Origin of the sequence: Streptomyces marianii (genome assembly GCF_005795905.1) — a bacterium.
GTDB lineage: Bacteria > Actinomycetota > Actinomycetes > Streptomycetales > Streptomycetaceae > Streptomyces > Streptomyces marianii.
This window is the reverse complement of the sequence record NZ_VAWE01000001.1, coordinates 7221599-7240937: the sequence shown is the minus strand read 5'-3', so window position 1 is coordinate 7240937 and position 19339 is coordinate 7221599. Positions and strand designations below refer to the sequence as shown.

Below are 19339 nucleotides of genomic sequence, written 5' to 3'. Positions count from 1 at the left end.
CCGACCGGACAGCACTCTTCCCACCGCAGCCTCAGGGCAGCGCCATCCGACAAGAGGACGTCATGACGGACACCTCCGCGAAATACGTCGCCGCCATCGACCAGGGCACCACGTCCAGCCGCTGCATCATCTTCGACCAGCACGGCGCGATCGTCGCCGTCGACCAGCGGGAGCACCGTCAGATCTTCCCCAAGCCCGGCTGGGTCGAGCACGACGCCACCGAGATCTGGTCGAAAGTGCAGGCCGTGGTCGCCGGAGCGCTCGCCGGAGCGGGACTGCGCGCGGGGCAGCTCAGCGCCCTCGGCATCACCAACCAGCGCGAGACCACGGTGCTCTGGGACCGGTCGACGGGCAGGCCCGTGCACAACGCCATCGTCTGGCAGGACACCCGCACCTCGGCGCTCTGCGCCGAACTCGGCGGCGCGGACGGACAGGACCGCTTCCGCGACACCACCGGCCTGCCGCTGGCGAGCTACTTCTCGGGCCCGAAGGCGGCCTGGCTGCTGGACCATGTGCCGGGGCTGCGCGGACGGGCGGAGCGGGGCGAGATCGCCTTCGGCACCATCGACTCCTGGCTGATCTGGAACCTGACCGGCGGGACGGACGGCGGCGTCCACGTCACGGACGTCACCAACGCCTCCCGCACCATGCTGATGAACCTGGAGAGCCTCCGGTGGGACGCCTCGGTCCTCTCCGCGATGAACATCCCGGAGGCGGTGCTGCCCGAGATCCGTTCCTCGGCGGAGGTCTACGGGACCGCCGTCGGCCAGTTGGACGGTGTGCCGGTCGCCTCCGCGCTCGGGGACCAGCAGGCCGCCGTATTCGGCCAGGCCTGCTACGACACGGGAACGGCGAAGAACACCTACGGGACCGGCAGCTTCCTGCTGCTCAACACGGGCGGCCGGCCGGTGCCCTCCAAGAACGGGCTCATCACGACGCTCGGCTACAAGATCGGTGACGCCGACCCCGTCTACTGCCTCGAGGGCTCCATCGCGATCACGGGCGCCCTGGTGCAGTGGTTCCGCGACCAGCTGGGGATCATCCGGACCGCGGACGAGATCGAGACCCTGGCCGCGAGCGTCGAGGACAACGGAGGGGCGTACATCGTGCCGGCTTTCTCCGGGCTGTACGCGCCCTACTGGCGCTCCGACGCCCGAGGGGTGATGACCGGACTCACCCGGTACGTGACCAAGGCGCATCTCGCCCGGGCCGTGCTGGAGGCGACGAGCTGGCAGACGCGCGAGGTGGTCGACGCGATGTACCAGGACTCGGGGGTAACGATCACGACGCTGAAGGTGGACGGCGGCATGACCGCGAACGGGCTGCTGATGCAGCACCAGGCCGATGTGCTGGGCGTGCCGGTGATCCGGCCGAAGGTGTCCGAGACGACGTGCCTGGGGGCCGCGTACGCGGCGGGCCTGGCCACCGGGGTCTGGGGCGGGCTGGACGAGCTGAAGGCGCACTGGCGGCGCGACGCCGAGTGGTCGCCGCGGATGCCGGCGGACGTGCGGGAGCGCGAGTACGACAACTGGCGCCGGGCCGTGGAACGGAGCTTCGGCTGGCAGAAGGAGGACGGCGCGTAGCCGCCCACCCCGTGGACCACGGCTCGTACCCCTGTCGGTGGGGGTACGGGCCGTGCCGTTGCCACGCCGTGGCGTTGCCGCCGCCCCGGGCGGAGCGGGCGTCAGGTCGCCGCGGGCTCACGCTCCCTGGTGGACCGCACCAGGGCGTGCTCCACGACCGCCACCAGCACCGACTTCACCGACTCCCGCTCGCGGGCGTCGCACGTCATCAGCGGTACCTCGGGGCCGAGGTCGAGAGCGGCCCGCACGGTCTCCTCCGGGTACTCGTCGGCGCCCTCGAAGCGGTTGACCCCCACGGTGAACGGGATGCCGCGCCGCTCGAAGTAGTCGATCGCCGCGAAGGAGTCCTCCAGGCGGCGGGTGTCGGCGAGCACGACCGCGCCGAGCGCGCCCTGCGCCAGCTCGTCCCAGAGGAACCAGAACCGGTCCTGACCGGGGGTGCCGAAGAGGTAGAGGACGAGGTCCTCCCGCAGCGTGATCCGGCCGAAGTCCATCGCCACGGTCGTCGTGCTCTTGGACTCCACGCCGTCGAGGTCGTCCACGGGCCGGCCGGCCTCGCTCAGGGTCTCCTCGGTACGAAGCGGCTTGATCTCGCTGACCGCCCCCACGAGGGTGGTCTTGCCGACCCCGAAGCCGCCGGCCACAAGAATCTTCAGTGTCACCGGCTCCACCGGCGTCTCCCGTCGGCTAGAGCGCCCGAAGACCATTGATCACCTCGCGGAGAATGCTGACGTCCGGCAACTCGGCCGGCGGAACGGGACGGGTCACGTGGACCAGGGCGTCGTCGACGAGATCGCCCACGAGGACCCGGATCACCCCGACGGGGAGGTCCAGGCCCGCGGCGAGCTCGGCGATCGACTGCGGGGTTGTGCAGCAGCGTTCGACGATCTCCACGTGCTCCGGGGAGAGCGTCTGGTCCCGGCCGGGGTCCTGGGCGGCCGGTTCGGGCACGACGAGCGCGATCAGGTCGAGCCGGTGCTCCGTGGTACTCGTGGTCCGGCCTCGGGTCATCGCGTACGGACGGACCACCGGACCCGCGTCGTCGTCGTACCACCGGGGGGCTTGCCGGACCTGCTGTCTGCCGTCAGTCATGGCCGGTCCACTCATCCTCCGGCGGAGAGCCCGGTCCGGGGTGCCGTCGCGAGGTGGGCTCCGACGCGCTTGACCATCAGCGTCATCTCGTAGGCGACGAGGCCGACGTCCGAGTCGGCGTCGGACAGGACGGCGAGACAGCTGCCGTCCCCGGCGGCGGTGACGAAGAGGAAGGCGTCCTCGAGCTCGACCACGGTCTGGCGCACCCGGCCGGCGTCGAAGTGGCGGCCCACGCCCTTGGCGAGACTGTGGAACCCGGAGGCGACGGCCGCGAGATGCTCTCCGTCCTCCCGGGTGAGGTCCTTGGAGGCGCCGGTGGCGAGACCGTCTCCGGAGAGCACGAGGGCCCTGCGGATGGAACCGACGCGCTCGACGAGTTCGTCGAGTAGCCAGTTGAGCTCGCCGTTCTTGGTCGTGTCGGTTGCTGCGGCGTTCGGTGCGGTCATCGACCGTCCCCCTCCGATGTCGTTCCTGGTGCTGTCTCGCCGGAGCCGGTGGCGTCCTCGGCGTTCTGGCGACGTCCGCGCTGCCAGCCGCGTTGCAGCGAGGCCATGCGGTCGCGTACTTGTTCCGCGTCGCGTTCGAAGTCCTGGGCGTCCTCCGCCGAGCCGGGCGCGGCGCGGGCGCCGGAGGTCTCGCGCAACTGCGGCGCGAGGCTGGCCTGACGGACCCGGCGGGGCAGCCCGCCGGCCGTCGGTCCCGAGGAGCCGCGCGCCGGGCGGGCGGCGCCCGTACCGGCGCCGGAGCCGCTCCCCGGGCCGTCCACCTGCGCGGGGCCGGCGGACCGCTCGGGGCCGCCGGTACCGCGAAGCGGCCTGCTCCGCAGCGGCAGCGGCACCGGAGCGGAGGGCGGACGGCCCGGCGCCGGGCTCGCGGAGTCGGAGCCCCGGCGCGCGCCGGGGACCTCCGGTCCGTCCCCGCCGAGTCCGGGCAGCGGGTGCGGGCGGCCCCGCTCGGCGACCCGGCGACCGTTGTCGGCGACCAGGGTCGGAGGCTTGCGGCGAGGCAGCGGAACGGGGCCCCGGGACACCGGGCGCGGGCCGTTCCCCGGACGCTCCGGCGCCTGGTCGGAGGCCTGCTGGTGCTGCTCGTCAGGGGTGCGCAGGAAGTCCCGGGCCCGGAACAGTCCGCCGCGCTCGCTCTCGGTGTCCTCGATGTCCGCCGCGTGGTCGGGCACGGCGTTGATCGGCTCGGCCGTGTCGATGCGGTCCGTCCGGGGGCCCGGGGCCTGCCGGTCCTCGAAGCCCAGACTGCCGACGGGCGCCTCGAGTTCGACCGGGCCGTCGAGGACGGCGGGGCCCGTGAGCCCCGCGGGAACCTGGGCCAGGGCCGCGAGACGGCCGGCCTCGGCGCGGCGGGCGGAGCCGTCGCGCCCGCCCGGGGAGTGCTTGCGGTCGAGGCGGAAACCGGTGCCCTCGGTGTCGGGGGCGTCGGTGAGCAGCGCCGCCGGGACGAAGACGACCGCGGTGGTCCCTCCGTACGGCGACTGCTGCAGGGAGACGCGCACGTTCTGCCGCTGGGCGAGCCGGCTGACGACGAACAGGCCGAGCCTGTCGGTGTCGGAGAGCTCGAACTCGGGCGTCTCCGCCAAACGGAGGTTCGCGTCGAGCAGTGCCTCGGGGGCCATCCCGAGGCCCCGGTCATGGATCTCCAGGGTGAAACCGTTGGCGACGCGCTCCCCGTGCACCTGCACACCGGTGTGCGGGGGCGAGAACACCGTGGCGTTCTCCAGCAGTTCCGCGATGAGGTGGGTCAGGTCGGAGACCGCGGGCCCTGCCACGCCGACGCGGGCCAGCCGCCGGACCTCGATCCGCTCGTAGTCCTCCACCTCGGCGACAGCTGCCCGGACGACGTCCATGAGCTGGATCGGCTTGCGCCACTGCCGGGAGGAGGCTGCGCCGGAGAGGATCACCAGGCCCTCGGCGTGCCGGCGCATTCGGGTGGTGAGATGGTCCAGCCGGAACAGGTCGGCCAGTTCCTCCGCGTCCTCGGTGCGGCGCTCCATCGTGTCGAGGAGGGTGAGCTGGCGGTGGAGGAGTACCTGGTTTCGGCGGGCCAGGTTCACGAAGACCTCGGAGACGCCGCGGCGCACGTCGGCTTGCTTGACGGCGGCCTCGACGGCAGCCCGCTGGAGGGTGTTGAGCGCCTGGCCGACCTGGCCGATCTCGTCCTTGTCGTACTCGAGGTGGGGCGCCTCGGTCTCCACGTCGACGTTCTCGCCCGCGGCGAGGCGGCGCATCACGCTGGGGAGGCGGACGCCGGATACCTCGTGGGCCTCCTTGCGCAGCCGGGACAGCGCACGAGCGAGGTCGCGGCCGACGCGCACGGAGATCACGAGGGACACCAGGAGGGCGAGGAAGCCGAGGACGCCGGCGATGCCCGCCTTGACGAGCACGCCGTACGCGGCGGGCTCGACGCGATCCTGGTAGCGGTCGCCGGCCTCGCTCGACTGGCGGGCCAGGTCGTCGAGGACGGGCCCGGCGATCCGCTGCCACCGCTCGGCGTCCACCACGCGCGGCTTGCCGGTGGGGCCGGCGGCGAGCAGCTTCTCCTCGGTCTCACGCAGCGGCTGGGTGTCGGGGCTTCTCCAGTACCGCTCCACGATCTCGCGCTCGGAGGCCGGCAGCACCTCGAGGTTGATCTCGTACAGCAGCTTGCGGTTGGCGGCGAGATCGGTGACGGCGCGGATCTCCGCAGCCGTGATCTTGCCCGCGACCAGCGACGAGGTCACGAGCGCGTCTTCGCGGGAGAGCAGTTCGCGTGCGCGCATGATGCCGACGAGGGCGCGGCCCTGCTTCTCCAGTTCGACGCTCTCCAGGCCGTTGAGGGACCCGAGGAAGCCGTAGCAGGGGTCGACGAGGCGGTTGTAGAACTCCATCGCCTGGGCACGGGTGATGGCGCTCTGCTCGACGTTCCGCCGCAGGGAGCCGAGGCCGTCGAGTGCGTCGACGAGCCGGTCGAGGCGCCGGGAGGCGTCCGGGCTGAGGGAGTTCCTGACCCCGGAGTCCTGTGCGCTGGCGCGGATTTCGGCCACGGCATCGTCGGTCTGCGCCCGCTGTCCGCGCAGGGCGATCAGGGAGTCGGCGGCGCGGGGGTCGGCGAGGTAGACGAGGGTCTGGCGGCGTTCCTTCTGGATGACGCGGACCGTGTCCTCGAGGGGAAGGCCGACCTTCTCGAAGATGTACCCGGCGTCCAGCAGCTGTTTTGCCTCACGGCCGGTCAGTGCGGTCGCGAACCCCCACAGCGCGGTCAGGGAGACGAGCGGCACAAGCAGCAACGCCACGATCTTCCGGCGGATGGACTTCCCGCGAAAGCGCATGGCCTCCCCCAGCTCGACCCGCGCGGAAGGCGCGGGTAATGATGTCCGCTTGGCGTGTGGTGCCGTTGTCTGTGGTGAGTGGTGCCGAGTTGTGCCAGGAGCTGCACGTCGTCGTGCCAGGAGTTGTTCTTCCTGCGTCAACAAACGGCGCGAGCCTACTACTGACGGAGTGACAACTCGAAGGCCCGGCGGGACGTTTTTCAGCCGGGCGTCAAGTCGTTGATCATGGGTTGTCCTGGTATTCGCGGACTTGCCACTCGGAACGTGGCCGATGACACCTGGCCGGACGTCACAAACCCTTCATGGACGTATGGCCGGATATCTTCGCTCCAGCGGGAATCTTCCGTGGCTTCCGTGCGTCTTTGTGTACGGGAAACGGGAGTTGCGGGGGAATCGGCCTACGGGTCGACCGACGGGCCGCGCCGGCGCGTGCACGGACCGGAAGCGGGTACCCGAGACCCTGCATCGGACATTCGTGGGGAGTGAGCGCAGACCATGGCGACGGCGGACGAGACGGGACCACCGCGGCGGCTCTGGGTCGAGGAGCCGGTGGGGCGACCGCGGATGCCCGACCCGGTGCGCACGGCGGCCGTGCGGGCCGTGATCGTTACGGCGGTCACGATGACCCAGGCGTTGATGGCCTTCTTCTTCTCGGTGACGGGTTCGTGGCTGGCCTTTCCCATGGTCCTGAGCAGTGTGGCGAGCACGGTCGGTGCGACCTGGGCGGTGCTGGACGTGTGGGTGACGCGCCAGGTGTGGAACCAGCGCAACGGCGTGGTGTCGGTTCCGAGCAGCACGGCGCGGCAACTGCGGCGCGAGCGCCGGGAGGCACGAAGGGTCGCCCGCGCGGAGGCGCGTGAATCCGCGCGGATACGGCGAAGGGGTGCGGGCAGGCTGTCCCAGGCCTGAGGACTTGCGAGGTCCGGGGTTTCCCCGGCCCGGGGTCGCCCGGGCGGGGGAGCGCCGGAGGCCCGGCCCCTGACCGGTGCGGCTCATCGTGGACGGGCGTCCGCTTACTCCTCGCGACGGACGGGGGTTTCGGGTGAGCCGGACCCCGGCCGGGGGTCGGTACCGGCGCCTTCAGGAGCGACTGCCGGCGTCGGCGACTGCGGCACGGCCTCCGTCGGAAGCGCGGTCCCCGTCTCGTGGTGGAGCCCACTCGGGCTCTCGACCGGCGCGGGCGACGGCTCGTCCGCGGCCCTCTTGAACATCCGGGTCGCGGTGATCTCCCCGTGCACGGTCTCGCCCTCGGCACGCTGCTGTGGCAGGCCCGGGCGCAGATGCTCCTCGACGCTGATGTACTTCAGGCCCGCCCGTAGGTCCGCGTCGTTGCGCAGCCTGACGACCAGGGGGAACTCCGCGAGGGCGGTGGTGTCGAACAGGCCCGTGGTGTAAAGCAGCTGGACGCCGAGGGCGTGCGACACGGCACGCTGCAACTCCAGCAGGTAGGTGGCGTTGGCGCGCCCGATCGGATTGTCCAGGAACAGCGTGCCCGCGTGCCGGTGCTTGTCCCGCCCCCGGTCGTTGCTGCGGAGCGCGGCCATGGTGCAGTACAGAGCGATCGCCGCGGTGAGCAACTGGCCGCCGGAGAAGACATCGCCCATCTGACCGACCGGTACCCGCTCGGCGCGCAGCACCGCGTCCGGCTTGAGGATCTCGACGGCGACGCCCTTCGGTTCGAGAGCCGCCTGGACGCCGCGGAGCAGCAGGGACATGCCGTCGCGGCGCAGATCGGAGTTCTTCCTCACCGCCGCGCGGGTGGCCTCGTCGACGACCTCGCCGAGCCGCTCGGTGAGGGTCGCCTGGTCGGGCTCCTCGAAGCGGATGCGCAGGAACTCCTGGCCCGACCACTCCCCCAGGCCCTCGGGCAGCCGCGAGAGCCGCTGGGCCGACCGGAGCGTGGTGAGCGCCGATTCCACCAGCCCGCGGAGCCGGTCCACGATGGAGTCGCGGTTGCGCTCCAACTGCGCCAGCTCGTCAGTGAGTACGCGCAGCCGGGGTGCGAACGCCTCGGCCCAGCGCGCCGCGTGCTCCGGCAGGGAGGACGCGGGCAGCTCACGGATCTGCAGACGGGCCGGAGTACGCACCGCCTCGTAGCGGGTGGAGTTGGCGTGACGCACGAGCACGTCGCTCGCCTCGCGCACCGCCGACTCGGCGGAGGACAGATCGGCCGCGCAGCCGCGCAGGGAGCGGCGGGCCTCGGCCGCCGAGTGCCTGGCCTCCTCGAGGCTGCCCGCGTAGGGCTCGGGCTGCTCCTGCTCCTCGTCGGTGTGGTCCCTGAGCAGATCGCGCAGGAGGGCCGCCGTCTCGTCGAAGCCGCTCGCCGCGTCCTCGGCCGCGCGGTGCGCGCGCAGCAGCTCGGCGTGCCTCGCCCGGGCGGTGTCCAGCGCCTCGGTACGGGCGGCCAGCTCACCGGTGGCCGTCCGCAGCAGTGCCTGGGCGTGCTGGGCGTCCGAGGGTTCCATCTCCTCGGGAAGCCCGGTGTGTGCGTCACCGTCCACGGGCGCGAGGCGCTCGGCCTCACCGCGCAGCCGACCGAGTTTCTCGCTGGCCTCGGAGGCGCGGGTCTCCAGGGTCTGCACATGGGACTCGGCGCGGGCCGCGGCGGCCTGGCGGGAGGGGCCGTCGGCCCCGTCGGTGCCCTCCAGCAGCTGGGCGGCGCGCGTGCGGACCTTGTTGGTGAGCCGGTCGAGTTCGGCGAGCGCGGCGCTCTCGTCACTCTCGGCATGGGCCTGTTCGGCACGGAGGTCGGCCCCGACGCCGACCTTCTCGTACAACTGGGACGCGGCGCGGTACGCCTCCCGCAGGGCGGGCAGCGAAGGGCGGGGGGTGTCGTCGGTCTCGTCCGGGTCGGGCAACTGCTCGGGCGCGCCCGCGATCTCCGCGCGCTCGGCGCGGAGGGCGCGTGCGGTGCGCCGGGCGTCGTCCGCCGCACGCTGGGCTGCCCGGCGGTCCTGGTCGGCGGCTCTCGCCCGATCGAGGCAGGAGGCGGCGCGGGCGTCGGACTCGGCGGCCTCGTCGGCGAGTTCACGCAGCTTCGCCTGCCAGCCGGCGCGCTCGCGGAGGCGGAAGGCGAGTCCGGCGAGCGCGTCCGCGGCGCGGCGGGCCCGCTGGGCGGTGTCCTGCCGTTCGTCGCGCACCCGGGCGGTGTCGGCGGCGGCCTCCTCGGCTTCCGCCCGGGCCGTGCGGGCCTCGGCGAGCGCCTCCTCGGCGGCCTCGGCCGCCTCCCGGGCGGTGCGCGCGGCCCCGGCGAGCTCGGCGAGCATGCCGGGCGGGCAGTCGGCACGCCAGGAGCCGATACGGGCGGCGAGAGCTCGGTCGCCCGCCAGCCGGGCCGCAAGGTTCCTGATCTCCTCGTCCCGCTCCGCGGCGCGTGCCCGGAGTGCCTGCCGCTCCTCGTCCGCGGCGTGCTCGTCGTGCATGGCGGGGTTCGGCGGCACGAGGAACACGTCGGTGTCCGTTCCGGCGGCCGGCCCCGGTACGGGGGCGAGCAGGGCTGCCGCGGTTCCGACGGCGACGGCGGAACGCGGCAGCAGTGCCGCGCCGTTCAGCACCTCGCGGGCGCGGGCGTACGACACGGGGTCGGTGATGACGACACCGTCGACCAGCTCGGGCCGCGCCGCGAGCACGGCGGCGTGGTCGGCCGGGGCGACGGCCTGGGCGAGGTAGCGCCAGCCGGGCAGTGCGGGGATGCCGTGCTCACCGAGGAACTCGACGGTCGCGAGGACGTCGGGCCCGGGGGGCAGCAGCCCGCCGTCGCCGAGCGCCCCGAGGATGCGGGAGTCGTCCGCGGCCGCGGTCCTCAGGTCGAACAGCTGGCGCTCGGCGGCCGCGACGCCCTGGTCGAGGAGCTCTCGCAGTTCGTCGGCGTAGCGGTCGAACTCCTCGGTGGTGAGGGGGCCTTCGGTGCCGTGCTCGCGCCGGACGGCCTCGGGGCCGTCCGCTGCCGCGGTCCCCGCCGGAGCGTTCGCGGGGCGGCCGTCCTCGGGGCCGGTCGTCTGTGCCGGGATCGCCGTCCGCGTGTCCGTCGCGGCGGGAGCAGACGGCTCGGTGGACGGCTCGCGCCGGGGCCCGGGGACCTCCGCCGGCCCGGCGGTCGCCGGCAGACCGAGCAGTTCGCCGAGGCGCTCGGACCCGGCGAGGGAAGCGGCGGCGAGCCGCTCGGCCTCGTAGGCGTGGGCGGCTGCCTCGGCGGCGTCCGCGGCGCGGGCCGCGGTCAGTTCGGCCCGGGTCTCGGCGGCCGCCGTCTCACGGGCGCGTTCCGCGGCCGTGCGGGCGGCGTCGCGGGCCGCGTCCCAGGCGGCGACCGCGGTCTTCTCCGCGTCGCTGGCCGCGAGGGCGGCCCGCGCCGGGTCGGCGTCCGGGGCCGTGTCGTCGAGCCAGCCGGCGCGGACGGCCTCCGCGGTCTCCTGTTCGACCTCGGCGAGGCGCTGGCGGAGATGGCCCGCCTCGCTGCGGGCCCGCTGGGCGTCGGTGGCGGCGGCGGTGGCGTCGCGGTGGGCGGCCTCGCCGGCTTCCTGGAGACCGGCGGAGCGCTCCTCCTCCTCGTTGGCCAGGCGCTCGCCGTCCTCGGCGGCGGAGTGGAGGGCGCGCACGAGATCGGCGGCGGCCTTCGCGCGGGCCGCGAGCGCGGGGGCGGCGTCCCGCTCGGCCTCGCGGATGGCGGCGGCCACCCGTGCGGAGCGGTCCGTGGCGGCCCGGTGGCGGAGCACCGCCTCGGCGGCCTGCCAGGCGGCGTGGAGCGTGCGTGCGTCGGTCAGCTCGCGGCGCTGGGCGGCGGCGGCCTTCTCCGCCGCGGTGAGGGCCAGCGACGCGTGCCGGTAGGCCAGTTCGGCCGCGATGAGGGAGCTGTGGCTGCGGGAGCGCTCCGCTTCGGTGACGGTGTGTGCGGCGGCGGTGACCTGCTGGGCGAGTTCGGCGGTACGGGCGCGCTCCTCGCCGGCCCTGGCGGAGAGCCGGTGCGCGAGGGTACGGGTGCGGCGTTCGGCCCCGAGGTGGATGTCGCGGGCCCTGGCCCGGGTGTCGGCGGCCTCCACGATGCGCCCGAGGAGGTCGACGGAGCCTGCTGTGAAGTCACGTTCGGCGATGAGCTCGGCGCGGCGGCCCAGTTTGCTGCCGAAGCCGCTGACGAGGTCGGCGAGCCCGTCCGTGTCACGGGTGTCGGTGACCGCGCGCAGCAGCAGGTCCGTGAAGTCGGAGTCCTTCTTGACCGCGAACAGCCCGGCGGCCTCTCCCTCGTCCGCGTTCATCTCCCGCTGGTAGCGGAAGAGTTCGGGATCGAGGCCCAGGTCTCCGAGGTGCTCGTTCCAGCGGTCGTGGATCTCCTCCCAGTACACCTCCAGGTGCGGATACGCCTTGCCCGCCTCGGTGATGGCGTCGCGGAAGCCCTTCATGGTGCGACGCCGGCCCCGCGCGCCCGAGGCGCCCTCGACGGGCGGGCGGACGGCGGTGGACTCGGCGACGGGCAGCGAGTCCAGGCTGAGACCTGGCCCGGGCCGGAAGGAGTACCAGGCCTCGGCGAACTTGCGGGGGTCGTTGGAGACCTGGCGGCCGCGCCATTCGCTGGCCTTGCCGACGACGACCAGTTCGCCGGTCAGAGTGTGCTGCCACTCCAGGGCGACGTGGCCGCAGTCGTCGGCGAGCAGGAACTTGCGCAGCACACCGGAGCTGGCCCCGCCGAGGGTGTTGCGGTGACCGGGCAGCATCACCGAGAAGATCAGCTTGAGGAGGACGGACTTGCCGCCGCCGTTCTCCAGGAAGAGCACGCCCGCGGGGGCGGGGCGGCGGGGCGGCCCGACCGGCTCCTCCTCGAAGAACTCGGCCTGCGTCGGGGCCGGGTCGGGCACGGGCGCGCCGACTCCGCGCAGGTCCAGCACGGTGTCGGCATAGCGCGCACCGGCGGGCCCGATGGAGTAGAGGCGTACCCGGGACAGCTCGTACATGGCGGCGGACTCTCGTCGTTCTCAGGGGGGTTGAGGCGGTGGGGCGAAGGTGGACGGCGGGCGGCCCGCCGCGAGGTCATGGGTGGAACGGGAGGCCGGCGTCGGCGGCCAGTTCCAGGTCGTCGGCGTCCGGCGCCGGCACGAGAGTGGCGGAGCCGTCGGTGACGGGGACGACTCCGAGCTCCAGCAGCTCGGCCATGGCGGCACTGCCCGCCATGTCGCGGACCTGCAGCTGGTAACGGGCGGTGGTCCGGTACGCGCCGCCGGAGTCCTCCCCGGTGCGCTGCAGGAAGCCGGAGTCGGTGAGGAAGGCGACCGCCTTGGCGATGATGCCGGTGGTGGAGCCGGCGAGGCGGCGGGCGTCCTTGGTGGCTCCGGTGGCGCTGCGCCGCGCGTAGATGCGCCAGGCGGCTTCGAGTCCCGGGGCGCCGGACGCCGGGTCGGTGTTCTCTCCCTGCTCCTCGGCCCGCTCCTCCAGACGGCGGCAGGCCTGCCGTACGAAGGCGTCGACACCGTTGACGGTGATCCGGCCGATGTAGCCGTCGTCGGCGAGGTCCTCGGGGCGGGGGAACGCCAGTGCGGCGACGGCCAGATGGGCGAGGCCGTGGAGGAACCGGTCGGCCGATTCGGCGGAGGCCCGTCGGGCGTAGTCGCCCATACGGACGGCGAAGACCGAGTCCTCGGCCGCGGTCACGGCCATCCCCGCGCGGGGCGACACCTCGAGGACGACCAGTCCGAGCCCGGTGGCGACGGCGTCGGCGAGGCGGGCGAAGGCGGGCTCCTCGCGGTAGCGCCGCAGCAGGTCGGCGTACTCGGCGTCGCGGGCGGGCAGCAGTTTGGGCTGAAGCCCGAAGGAGACGAGCCGCGCCGCGTCGGCCGCGTCGGCGGGGGTGACGCCGGTGGTGGCGGTGGTAGCGGACATCGGCCCGGACGGCGGCCCGAGCGGCACGTCCGGCTCACGCCGGGGCCCGGCGTGCTCTGCGTGCTGGTCGCTCACGGCTGGGGCTCCTCTGTGCGGTGGTGGGGCTCTTGGGTGCGGTGCCGGGCGGTTGCGCGGCGCGCCGGGCCGCCGGCCGGGCGGAACTCCCGGGCGGGCGGACGGTGCGCACGCCGGACGGGCGGAGACGGAAACGCGGGGACACCGTGCCCCGGGCTCGGCGTCACGCGGCCTCCGTGCGGTCCGCGGCCATGCCGGCCGCGTCCAGCAGGGCCGTGCCCACGATCAGGTCCGCGCCGCCGAACTCGGGGTCGTCCAGCTCGGTGCCGTCGTCGACGGCGAACAGCAGCCGCTCCTCGCCCTGGCGGTAGGCCGTGCCGACCGGAGGGCTGGCCGCGTGGACGGCGAGGAGGGCGACGAGGTAGGGCAGGTCCGGATCGCGGCGGCGGGCGTCGGCGAGGAGACCGGAGAGCCGGCGCGGGGCGTCGTGCTCCAGGTCCAGCAGTTCCATGGCGCTCGTCAGCTGCTCCTCGCTGAAACGGCTGTCGTCCGGAGTCGCGATCAGATCCGGCTCTGGCAGTTCGGCGCCCAGGTGCTCCCGCTCGACGGGCGGGCTGAGGAGCAGGTCGACGAGGTCCGCGACCCGGACGGACGCGGGAGTGCGCAGCCCGGTGCCGTGTGCGAAGTACGCGTCGGTGACGCGGATGGCCCGGTCGACGGGCAGGGGCAGCAGCGGCGCGACGAGATGGCCGTACAGATCGACGCCGGAGCGCGCCGCCGGAGCGGCGAACGCCTGGCGGTCCTGCTCCGCCCGGAAGAGCGGGCCGGCCTCCAGGAGCCGGGACTGGAGCTGGGTGTGGCGGCGGATGCAGTCCTTGACTATGTCGACGAGCTCTGCGGCCCGGCGCTTGTGCTCGGGGTCCTCGGCCTCGTCGCGGGCCTTGCGGATGTTGGTGAGGATCGCGTTCTCGTGGCGGTAGCGGTCGGCGACGTGGTCGAGCGCCTCGGCGATCATGTCGGGCACGGCGTTGAGCCAGTCGACGGCGCGCACATTGCGCCGGGTGGCCTCCAGCGTCCTGCGCAGGGTCTCGGCGTACTGCACGGTCCGGTAGCGGGCCTGCTCCGCGGCCAGCTGGGCGTCGGCGAGCCGGCCGCGGCTGATCAGCACCTCCAGCTTCACCTCCGCGGCGATCTGGGCGCTGGTGACGTCCGTGTCGAGAGCGCCGACGAGCACGTTCACCGCCTCGTCGGTGGTGCGCAGATAGACACCGCCGCCGTAGCCGGGGACCTCCTCGATGAGTTTGAAGTCGTAGTCCCGCCGGACGTACACCCCGTCCGGGCCGAAGGTGCCGTACACGGCGCGAAAGCCGCGGTCGACACTGCCGACGTTGATCAGGTTCTCCAGCACCCAGCGCGCCACCCGCTCGTGTTCGGCGGCGGGGCGCCGCGGGGCCTGGGCCGCGATCCGCGGAAGGAGCCTGGCCACTATCTGCTCGTGGTCGGCGCCGGTGTCGAAGTCCATGTTGAGCGTGACGAGGTCGATGGCGGCGAGGGCGACCTCCGCCATCGCGTAGACCGAGTACTCGCCCGCGAGGTTCGCCTTGCGGGTGTCGAGATCGTGCAGCGGGGCGGTGCACGCGAGCGCGCGGAGTCGCCGCGCGAGCCCTTCGTCGGCGGCCGGGCCCTGCGCGGGGCGCGGCCCCGCGCTGAGCTGGGGCGGAACGGATTCCGTCGGGGCAGGCGAAGTCACGGTGCACAGACTAGGTCCTCGCACCGACACCGGTCGAAACGGCGCAGAAACCCCGTGCGCGGCACGGGCGCCCCGGAGCTCAGCGCTCCACCGCGTCCCCGTCCGCCACGAGCCCTGCGTAGACCTCGACGAGCCGGGCCCGGGAGTCGTCGAGGTAGCGGGCGAGAAGCCGCTCGGCGTCGTCGCGCCTGCCCGCCTTCAGCGCTTCCAGAATCTCCCGGTTTCGCACGAGATACGGCTCATGCAGTCCACGGGGGTCGTCCACGACGTGGAAGACGAGGCGGAGTTCGGCGAGTACGCCGCGCATCAGTTCGTCGGTGCGGGCGCTGCGGGCGAGCGCGACCAGCTCGCGATGGAAGTGGATGTTCGCGGTCGACACGCCCGGCCAGTTCTCCTCCCGGGCCGCCTGCTCACCGCCGACCACCGCGAAGCGCAGCCCGTCGAGCACGAACGGCGGCTCGCCGAGCCCGCGGACGACGGCGCACTCGATCAGCCGCCGGGTCCGGTAGAGGTCCTCGACGTCCTCGACCGTGAGGACCCGGACGAACACCCCGCGGTTGAGCTCGTGGACCAGCAGCCGCTCGTGCGTCAGCAGCCGGAACGCCTCGCGCAGGGTGTTGCGCGAGACGCCGAGCGCCTTGCCGATGCCGTCCTCCGAGAGCCGCGCCCCCGGCGGGAAGAAGCCCTCCGCGATCCGGGTGCGCAGAATGTCCGCCACCCGCTCCGCCGTGCTCGTGCGCCCCAGGAGCCGGCGGTCACCGGCCAGTTCACCGAGCTCGGACCCCGTCGTGCCCACAGCGCCCTCTATTCCGCTCTCCGTCACCGCCGGCGGCCCCGTCGGCGTCCGGCACCCATCGTAGAAGCAGGATCCGCCCGAACAAGAGACGACGAGACTCTTGTCGGATCGTTGAACAATCCTCTACGGTGTGGCGAGCGTCACTCTGCAGGACCAGTGCGTCACACAGCATCACCATCCCCGCCGCACCCTCTCCCCCTCTGCGAGGTGCCGATGAGCACGACCAAGACCCAGCCGGAGCAAGGCGAACTGCCCGAGGACGCCGGCGCGTTCGCCTGGCTGCGCGCACTCGGGCCGCGGGGCCGCCGGGCCTTCGCCGGCGCGTTCGGCGGCTTTGCGCTGGACTCCTACGACTTCTTCACGCTGCCGCTCAGCATGGTGGCCATCGCCGCCTACTTCAGCCTGGACAGCGGCCAGACCGGGCTGCTGACCACCGTCACCCTGGTCGTCTCCGCGATAGGCGGAGCGCTCGCCGGAATCCTCGCCGACCGCATAGGCCGGGTCCGGGCCCTGATGATCACGGTGATCACCTACGCCCTGTTCACCGTGCTGTGCGGCTTCGCGCCCAACTACGAGACGCTGCTGGTGTTCCGGGCGCTCCAGGGCCTCGGTTTCGGCGGCGAGTGGGCCGTCGGCGCGATCCTGGTGGCGGAGTACGCCACGGCGAAGCACCGCGGCCGCACACTCGGCGCGATCCAGAGCTCGTGGGCCGCCGGCTGGGCCCTCGCCGTGATCGTCTACACGCTGGTCTTCCAGTTCCTCGACGCCGACACCGCGTGGCGCGTCATGTTCTGGACGGGCGCCCTGCCCGCCCTCCTCATCATCTACGTCCGCCGGAACGTGACGGACGCGCCCGAGGCCGCCGAGCGCCGCAGGACGAGCCGCGACCGCGGATCGTTCACCGCGATATTCCGCAAGGACCTGACCCGGACGACGGTCTTCGCGGTGCTGCTGTCCACCGGTGTCCAGGGCGGCTACTACACACTGGCGACCTGGGTGCCGACGTACCTCAAGACGGAGCGGGGCCTCACCGTCGTCGGCACCGGCGGCTATCTGACCCTCCTCATATCCGGGGCGTTCATCGGCTATCTGACGGGCGGGTACCTCACCGACGTCCTCGGCCGCAAGAAGAACATCGCGCTGTTCGCCGTGCTCTCCGCGGGCTGCATCCTGGCGTACACCAACATCCCCTCCGGCGCGGACGGGCTGCTGCTGGTGCTCGGGTTCCCGCTCGGATTCTGCATGTCGGCCATCTTCAGCGGCTTCGGATCGTTCCTGGCGGAGCTCTACCCGACGGCCGTGCGCGGCACCGGCCAGGGCTTCACGTACAACACCGGCCGTGCGGTGGGGGCGTTCTTCCCCACACTGGTCGGGTTCCTGGCCGGCAGCTGGGGCGTCGGCGGTGCCCTGGTCTTCGGCGCCGTGGGCTACGGACTGGCCGTCGTCGCACTGCTGGGACTGCCGGAGACCCGCGGCCGAGAGCTCGCGTGAAAGGATCTTCCCCCATGACCTGGGTCTCGATCGACCTCAACGCCGACCTCGGCGAGGGCTTCGGCCGCTGGCGGCTCACCGACGACGAGGAACTGCTCTCCGTCGTCACCAGCGCCAACGTGGCCTGCGGCTTCCACGCCGGGGACGCGGCCACCATGCGGCGGGTGTGCGCGCTGGCGGCCGAGCGGGGGGTGCGGATCGGCGCCCAGGTCTCGTACCGCGATCTGGCCGGCTTCGGCCGGCGCTCCATGGACGTCCCCGCGGACGAGCTGGCCACCGAAGTGGCGTACCAGATCGGCGCGCTGGAGGTCTTCGCACGCGCCGCCGGCGCACGCGTCTCGTACGTCAAACCGCACGGGGCGCTGTACAACCGCGTCGTCCACGACGAACAGCAGGCCGAGGCCGTGGTCGAGGGAGTGATGCTGACCGGCGAACGGCTGCCGCTGCTGGGGCTGCCCGGCTCGGTCCTCCACACGATGGCCGAGAAGGCCGGACTCCCGGTGGTCGCGGAGGCGTTCGCGGACCGCGCCTACGCGGCGGACGGCACCCTCGTGCCACGAGGACGGGCGGGCGCCGTCCTCACCGACGCGGACGCGGTCGTCGAACGCTCGGTGTCGATGGCCCGGTTCGGGGTCGTCACCTCGCACTGCGGCCGGTCCGTCGGCGTCCGTGCCCGCTCGCTCTGCCTCCACGGGGACACCGAGGGCGCGGTGGCCCTCGCCCGCCGGGTGCGGGGACAGCTGGAGGAGTCGGGCGTCCGGGTGGAGGCGTTCGTATGAGGCTGCTGCCCGTAGGGGAACGGGCACTGCTGGTGGAGCTCGGCAGCGGCGAGGAGGCCGGGGCGCTCCACGCCGAGCTGCTGCGCCGCCGCGCCGCGGGCACGCTGCCCCCGGTACGGGAGATCGTCCCGGCGGCACGGACCGTCCTGCTCGACGGCGTCGAGGAGCCGGAGCGGCTGGCCGGCGAACTCCCCCGGTGGACCGTACCGCCGCTCGCCGCCGGCAGCCGTTCGGTGACGGAGATACCGGTCCGCTACGACGGACCGGACCTCGCGGAGGTCGCCGCCCTGTGGGGCGTCTCCGTGACGGATGTCGCCGCCATCCATTCGGCGGCCGAGTTCCGTGTCGCCTTCTGCGGCTTCGCACCGGGCTTCGCCTACCTCACCGGACTCGGTGAGGAGTACACGGTGCCACGGCGCGCCACACCGCGGACCGCGGTGCCCGCCGGCGCCGTCGCCCTGGCGGGGACGTACACGGGCGTGTACCCCCGTGCCTCGCCCGGCGGCTGGCAGCTGATAGGGACGACGGACGCGGTCCTGTGGGACTCCGCGAGGGAGCCTGCGGCACTGCTCTCCCCCGGCGCCCGGGTGCGGTTCGTGGCCGGGGCGGAGGCCGGCCCGTGACCGATCTGGCCCTGCTCGTGGTGCGGGCCGGGGCGCTGACGACCGTTCAGGACCTCGGCCGCCCGGGGTACGCGCATCTCGGCGTACCCCGTTCCGGAGCTCTGGACCCGTTCGCGCTGCGCCTGGTCAACCGTCTCGTGGGCAACCCCGGGCACGCTGCGGTGCTCGAGACCACCCTCACCGGCTGCGCGGTACGGCCGCGGCGTGAGGTGACCGTGGCAGTCGGCGGCGCGCCGTGCGCGGTGCGGGTCGGGGGGCGGCCCGTGGCCTGGGGAGCGCCGGTGCGCGTGGCGGCAGGAGAGTTGCTGGAGGTGGGCGCGGCCGTCCGGGGCGTCCGGACCTACGTGGGGTTCGCCGGGGGAATCGCGACGGAGCCGGTTCTGGGCAGCCGCTCGACGGATCTGCTCTCCGGTCTGGGTCCGGCACCGCTCTCCGACGGAGCGGTCCTTCCGCTGGGCCGGCCCGCCGGGCCGGCCCCCCACGTGGACGGGTCGCCCTGGCCCGGTCCGCCGTCCGAGCTGGTGCTGCGGGTGCGGTTCGGCCCGCGGGACGACTGGTTCACGCAGGGAGCACGCCGGACGCTGGCGACGGGCGGCTACCGGGTGTCGGCGGCGAGCAACCGCATCGGCCTGAGGACGGAGGGGCCGGCGCTGGAACGGGCCGTCCACGACGAACTGCCCAGCGAGGGCATGGTGCTCGGCGCGGTGCAGGTCCCGCCGGACGGCCGGCCCGTGGTCTTCCTCGCCGACCACCCCACCACGGGCGGCTATCCGGTGGTGGCCGTCGTCCGCGAGCACGACCTCGCAGCGGCGGCCCAGGCGGTCCCGGGCACACCCGTGCGATTCGTTCCGGCCGGCTGAACCGGGGACCGGACGCCGCCCTCGGCCGCAGAGGCACCCCCGGGCTGGGCGGCACGGTGGCCCGGCCGAGTCGCACGAGCACTCCGCCCCGGCGCTCCGCGGGCCGGGGGGCGGCCGAGCACCGGACTCTCCGGCCCACCGCGCGGCGCCCGGATGGCGTTCCGTCC

Annotated in this window: 14 protein-coding genes; 6 read left to right on the top strand and 8 right to left on the bottom strand. The window is 73.6% G+C overall.

The window, feature by feature from the left end; all coding sequences use genetic code 11:
- Window positions 1-62 precede the first annotated feature (62 nt).
- On the top strand, window positions 63-1583 hold the full coding sequence (gene glpK, locus FEF34_RS32830) for a glycerol kinase GlpK (protein WP_138056405.1): 1521 nt from the start codon (window positions 63-65) through the stop codon (window positions 1581-1583).
- A gap of 101 nt (window positions 1584-1684) precedes the next feature.
- Here glpK and FEF34_RS32825 read toward each other — a convergent pair whose 3' ends face one another.
- The 4 genes from FEF34_RS32825 to FEF34_RS32810 are packed head-to-tail and all read right to left on the bottom strand — an operon-like array spanning window position 1685 to window position 5994.
- Window positions 1685-2290: a GTP-binding protein gene (locus FEF34_RS32825; RefSeq protein ID WP_138056404.1), complete on the bottom strand. Its 606-nt coding sequence runs from the start codon at window positions 2288-2290 to the stop codon at window positions 1685-1687.
- The gene (locus FEF34_RS32820) at window positions 2271-2675 is read right to left on the bottom strand and encodes a DUF742 domain-containing protein (protein WP_138056403.1); all 405 of its coding nucleotides are present in this window, start codon (window positions 2673-2675) and stop codon (window positions 2271-2273) included. Before FEF34_RS32820 ends, FEF34_RS32825 begins: the two co-directional genes overlap by 20 nt.
- Window positions 2676-2686: 11 nt before the next feature.
- Entirely contained in the window at window positions 2687-3121 is a 435-nt protein-coding gene (locus tag FEF34_RS32815; RefSeq protein ID WP_138056402.1) for a roadblock/LC7 domain-containing protein, read from the bottom strand.
- Window positions 3118-5994: a sensor histidine kinase gene (locus FEF34_RS32810; protein WP_138056401.1), complete on the bottom strand. Its 2877-nt coding sequence runs from the start codon at window positions 5992-5994 to the stop codon at window positions 3118-3120. Before FEF34_RS32810 ends, FEF34_RS32815 begins: the two co-directional genes overlap by 4 nt.
- Window positions 5995-6489: 495 nt before the next feature.
- On the opposite strand from FEF34_RS32810, the gene FEF34_RS32805 reads away from it, so the two are divergent.
- A complete protein-coding gene (locus FEF34_RS32805; RefSeq protein WP_138056400.1) occupies window positions 6490-6903 on the top strand; it encodes a hypothetical protein in 414 nt (137 codons plus the stop codon).
- Between the two features lie 104 nt (window positions 6904-7007).
- Here the strand turns inward: FEF34_RS32805 and FEF34_RS32800 are convergent, their stop codons facing one another.
- From FEF34_RS32800 to FEF34_RS32785, 4 genes are all read right to left on the bottom strand, one after another.
- Window positions 7008-11936 (bottom strand): hypothetical protein, encoded by a 4929-nt coding sequence (locus FEF34_RS32800; protein WP_234042633.1) that lies wholly within the window; start codon window positions 11934-11936, stop codon window positions 7008-7010.
- A 76-nt stretch (window positions 11937-12012) separates the two neighbouring features.
- A complete protein-coding gene (locus tag FEF34_RS32795; protein WP_138056399.1) occupies window positions 12013-12933 on the bottom strand; it encodes a hypothetical protein in 921 nt (306 codons plus the stop codon).
- A 163-nt stretch (window positions 12934-13096) separates the two neighbouring features.
- Window positions 13097-14623 carry a hypothetical protein gene (locus FEF34_RS32790; RefSeq protein WP_138056398.1) on the bottom strand — a complete coding sequence of 509 codons (1527 nt, stop codon included), beginning with the start codon at window positions 14621-14623 and terminating at the stop codon, window positions 13097-13099.
- Between the two features lie 79 nt (window positions 14624-14702).
- A complete protein-coding gene (locus FEF34_RS32785) occupies window positions 14703-15419 on the bottom strand; it encodes a GntR family transcriptional regulator (protein ID WP_138056397.1) in 717 nt (238 codons plus the stop codon).
- Between the two features lie 213 nt (window positions 15420-15632).
- Between FEF34_RS32785 and FEF34_RS32780 the strand changes: the two genes are divergently transcribed.
- Genes FEF34_RS32780 through FEF34_RS32765 form a run of 4 tightly spaced genes read left to right on the top strand, consistent with a single transcriptional unit; the run spans window position 15633 to window position 19172 of the window.
- Window positions 15633-16910 (top strand): MFS transporter, encoded by a 1278-nt coding sequence (locus tag FEF34_RS32780; RefSeq protein ID WP_138056396.1) that lies wholly within the window; start codon window positions 15633-15635, stop codon window positions 16908-16910.
- A gap of 14 nt (window positions 16911-16924) precedes the next feature.
- Entirely contained in the window at window positions 16925-17689 is a 765-nt protein-coding gene (locus FEF34_RS32775; protein ID WP_138056395.1) for a LamB/YcsF family protein, read from the top strand.
- A complete protein-coding gene (locus FEF34_RS32770) occupies window positions 17686-18312 on the top strand; it encodes a 5-oxoprolinase subunit B family protein (protein ID WP_138056394.1) in 627 nt (208 codons plus the stop codon). The genes FEF34_RS32775 and FEF34_RS32770 overlap by 4 nt, the downstream gene beginning before the upstream one ends.
- Complete coding sequence (locus tag FEF34_RS32765) at window positions 18309-19172, top strand: 5-oxoprolinase subunit C family protein (RefSeq protein WP_138056393.1); 864 nt, start codon at window positions 18309-18311, stop codon at window positions 19170-19172. The genes FEF34_RS32770 and FEF34_RS32765 overlap by 4 nt, the downstream gene beginning before the upstream one ends.
- The last annotated feature ends 167 nt before the right edge of the window (window positions 19173-19339 follow it).